Origin of the sequence: Nocardioides sp., from assembly GCF_016462705.1 — a bacterium.
Classification (GTDB): Bacteria; Actinomycetota; Actinomycetes; order Propionibacteriales; family Nocardioidaceae; genus Nocardioides.
Window position 1 is genome coordinate 1 of the sequence record NZ_JAEMSS010000275.1, and the last position, 3,904, is coordinate 3,904.

General features: G+C 74.1%; 3 protein-coding genes and 1 pseudogene. 1 reads left to right on the forward strand and 3 read right to left on the reverse strand.

Annotation, left to right across the window (positions count from 1 at the left end; genetic code table 11):
• Positions 1–2: 2 nt before the first annotated feature.
• Together JHD21_RS21270 and JHD21_RS21275 are read right to left on the reverse strand one after the other, a co-directional pair.
• Entirely contained in the window at positions 3–968 is a 966-nt protein-coding gene (locus JHD21_RS21270) for a 1-phosphofructokinase family hexose kinase (protein WP_292679479.1), read from the reverse strand.
• Positions 965–1,786, reverse strand: coding sequence for a DeoR/GlpR family DNA-binding transcription regulator (locus JHD21_RS21275; protein WP_292679481.1), 822 nt, complete (start codon positions 1,784–1,786; stop codon positions 965–967). The genes JHD21_RS21270 and JHD21_RS21275 overlap by 4 nt, the downstream gene beginning before the upstream one ends.
• 25 nt (positions 1,787–1,811) lie before the next feature.
• Here JHD21_RS21275 and ptsP point away from each other — a divergent pair, with 25 nt between their 5' ends.
• Positions 1,812–3,527 (forward strand): phosphoenolpyruvate--protein phosphotransferase, encoded by a 1,716-nt coding sequence (gene ptsP, locus JHD21_RS21280; RefSeq protein ID WP_292679483.1) that lies wholly within the window; start codon positions 1,812–1,814, stop codon positions 3,525–3,527.
• Between the two features lie 166 nt (positions 3,528–3,693).
• Here ptsP and JHD21_RS21285 read toward each other — a convergent pair.
• Positions 3,694–3,904: pseudogene (locus tag JHD21_RS21285) on the reverse strand (alcohol dehydrogenase); the annotation flags it as partial.

The window sequence follows — 3,904 nt, forward strand, 5'->3', positions numbered from 1 at the left end:
AGTCAGGACGGGTCGAGCTGCTGCACCTGCACCCGCTCGGGGTGCAGGTCGTCGGGGCCGGGGATGGTCGTCCCGGGCAGGCCGGCGGCCGCCGACCCGTAGGCGACCGCCAGCGCCAGCCGGTCGGGAGCGGTGAGCCCCCGGAGCTCGGCCAGCAGGTAGCCGAACAAGGTGCAGTCGCCCGCCCCGACCGTGCTGACGACCGTCGTGGGTGGTGGCGAGGCGAACCAGGCGCCGTCGCCCGAGACCAGGACCGCCCCGCGACCGCCCAGGGTGGCCAGCACCGTGCCGACCCCGCGCTCGACCAGGACCCGGGCCGCCTTGGCCGTGGCCGCGGGGTCGGCCTCGAGCGTGGCGGCGTCGGTGCCGGTCACGGAGGCGAGCTCCTCGGCGTTGGGTTTGAGCAGGTCGGGCGCGGCACCGGGCAGCCGGTCGACCAGCGCCGCCAGGGGGGCGTCGCTGGTGTCGACGGCCACCCGCGTGACCTCGTGGAGCCGGGGGACCAGCGCGGCGTAGAAGTCCGTCGGGGCACCGGGTGGGAGCGAGCCCGCCAGTACCGCCCAGGAGCTGCCGCGGGCGTGGCGCACCAGGGTCTCGGCCAGGTCGTCGAGGTGCTCCGCGGACACCGCGGCGCCGGGGGTGTTGAGCTTGGTGGTGGTGCCGTCGGGCTCCGTCAGCGTGAGGTTGACCCGGATCGCGCCGGCGGGGCGCGAGGGCCGGCACTCGATGCCGGCCTGCTCGAGGTCGCGGACGAAGGGGTCGTCGGCGAGGGCGGGCAGCACCGCGACGGTGGCCAGGCCGGCCGACACCGCGGCCCGGGAGATGTTGACACCCTTGCCGCCGGCCTGGGAGGTCATCGCGTCGACCCGGTGCACCGCGCCGCGCTCGAGCGGGACCGGCAGCGCGACCGTGCGGTCGAAGCTCGGGTTGGCGGTGAGGGTGACGATCGGCCCCGCGGTCACGCTCACGCCCGGATCACGTCCAGACCGGCGGCCTCGAGGTCGGCGACGTCCGCATCGGCGATCCGGGTGTCGGTCACCAGGACGTCGAGGTCCTCGAGCGCCGCGAAGCGGATCGTGCGCTCCTGGCCGACCTTGGACGCGTCGGTCAGCGCGACGACCCGCTGGGCACTCTCGACCAGGGCCCGCTTGGTGGCGGCCTCCTCGGCGTCGGGGGTGGAGAGGCCGTGCTGCACCGAGATGCCGTTGGTGCCGAGGAACGCGAGGTCGGCGCGGAAGTCGCGGACCGCGGTGACCGTCGTGTGCCCCACGGCGGCCTGGGTGGCGGTGCGCACCCGGCCGGGCAGCAGGTGCAGCTCGACGTGCGCCAGCGGGGCGAGCATCGCGGCGATCGGCACGGCATGGGTGACCACCGTCCACCGCCCGGTCGGGGGCAGCAGAGCGGCCAGCCGCGCGGTGGTGCTGCCGGCGTCCATCAGCAGCGTGCAGCCGCCCTCGGGCAGCAGGGCCACCGCCGCCCGGGCGATCCGGTCCTTCTCGGCGGCGTTCTCGTGGGCCCGGTCCTCCAGCTGCGCCTCCAGCATGGTCAGCGAGCGCATCGAGACCGCGCCGCCGTGCACGCGGCGGAGCAGCTTGAGCTTCTCGAGCTGGGAGAGGTCGCGACGGACGGTCTCGGTGGTCACGTCGAAGTGGGTCGCCAGCTCGGTGACCGCCATCCGGCCGCGGGTCGCGACCAGCTCGGCGATGGCCTGGTGACGCTCCTCGGCGTACATGCCGTCTCCAATCTGTGAATATGTTGTTTTAGACCCGTATCTGTTGACTGTCAAGGTACTCCTGGCCTTGAATGTGGCCATGGTCACCCCTGCCGCCCCCGTTGTGGGGGATGTCCGCGCGCCCAGCCTGCTGCGCGGCACCCCTGTCGTGCCAGGACTCGCCTACGGACCGGTGCTGCCCGTCGCGCAGGAGGTGTCCGCGGAGGCGGTCGCTGCGTACGGGAACGGGGGTTTCGCCGACGCCGACAGCGCGATGGCGGCCTTCGACCGCGCGGCCGAGGCGGTGGCCGAGGGCTTCGTGACGAAGGCGTCCGGGGCCACCGGCGCGGCGACCGAGGTGCTGACCGCGAGTGCGGGGCTGACCCGCGACAAAGGCCTGCGCCAGGGGGTCGCGACCCGGGTCGCCGGTGGCGAGGGCCTGGTGGCTGCGGTGCGCGGCGCGGTCGCCCAGTTCGTCGACCTCTTCACCGCGATGGGTGGGCTGATGGCCGAGCGGGCCACCGACCTGCTGGACATCGAACGCCGCCTGGTCGCCCGTCTCGTCGGTGAGCCTGAGCCCGGCGTCGCGCGCCCCGACGAGCCGTCGGTCCTCGTCGCCGGAGACCTGGCGCCCGCCGACACCGCCGGCCTCGACCCGCAGGTGATCCTCGCCCTGGTCACCGAGAAGGGCGGGGCGACCAGCCACACCGCGATCATCGCCCGCCAGCTCGGCATCCCCTGCGTGGTCGGTGTGGCCGGCGCCCTCGACCTGGCGGCCGGCACCCCGGTGCTCGTCGACGGCTCGGCCGGCACCGTGGACGGCACCGTCGCCGCGTCGGACGCGCGCGCGCAGGTGGAGGCCGACCGGGCCGCCCGGGCGCTGGCCGACACGTGGATCGGCCCCGCCGAGACGACCGACGGCGTCCGCGTGAAGCTCCTGGCCAACGTCGCCGACGGCGAGTCCGCCCGGACCGCCTCGTCCTCGCCCGTGGAGGGCGTCGGCCTCTTCCGCACCGAGCTGTGCTTCCTGGACCGTCGCGAGGAGCCGACGGTGGACGAGCAGGCGGCGATCTACGCCGAGGTGCTCGACGCCTTCGGCGGGGACGGCAGGTACGTCGTCGTCCGCACCCTCGACGCCGGCTCGGACAAGCCGATCGCGTTCGCGACGCTGACCGACGAGGAGAACCCGGCGCTGGGGGTGCGGGGCCTGCGGCTGTCCAAGGGCAACCCCGGGCTCCTCGAGCGCCAGCTCGACGGCATCGCCGCGGCGGCGCGCAGCACGGGTGCCGAGACCTGGGTGATGGCGCCGATGGTGGCCACCGTCACCGAGGCGCGGGAGTTCGCCGAGCAGGTGCGCGCCCGCGGGCTCAAGGCCGGCGTCATGGTCGAGGTGCCGAGTGCCGCACTGCTGGCGGACCGGCTGCTCGAGGTCGTCGACTTCCTGTCGATCGGCACCAACGACCTCACCCAGTACACGATGGCCGCCGACCGCCTGGCCTCCGACCTCGCTCACCTGACCGACCCCTGGCAGCCTGCGGTGCTGCAGCTGATCGCGACGACCGCAGCCGCAGGCCGGCGGGCCGGCAAGTCCGTCGGCGTCTGCGGTGAGGCCGCCGCCGACCCGCTGCTCGCGGTCGCCCTGATCGGGATGGGGATCACCTCGCTGTCGATGGCCTCGGCCGCGGTCCGCGCCGTGGGCGCCCAGCTGTCCTCGGTGAGCATGGAGACCTGCGAGCGGGCTGCCCGGGCTGCGCTGGAGGCTGCCGACCCGATGGCCGGGCGGGACGCGGTGCGGGGGGTCGTGGCGGCCGACTGAGCTTGCGTTCCAGCGTCGGCTCGCGTGTTCCCCAGGCTCCGCCGGTGGGTGGGTTCCAGCATCGGCTCACGTGGTTTCGAGGCTCCCACTCCAGCCCCTCCTTCGTCGGGTCTGGAGTGCTCGCACCTCAACCTCCCCGTCGCAACCCTGCCGCGACTTCGTCGCGTCAGGGTTCGACGGTGACCTTGATCGCCTCACCCTTCTTCACGATCTGGAACGCCTCGAGGACGTCGTCCAGCGGGACGTGGCGGGTGATGAGGTCCTTGACCGGGACCTGACCGGTCGAGATGTACTCCAGGGCGCGCTTGTTGTGCTCCGGGGCCGAGCCGTTGGCGCCGTGGATGTGCAGCTGGCGGTAGTGCACGACGTTGGAGTCG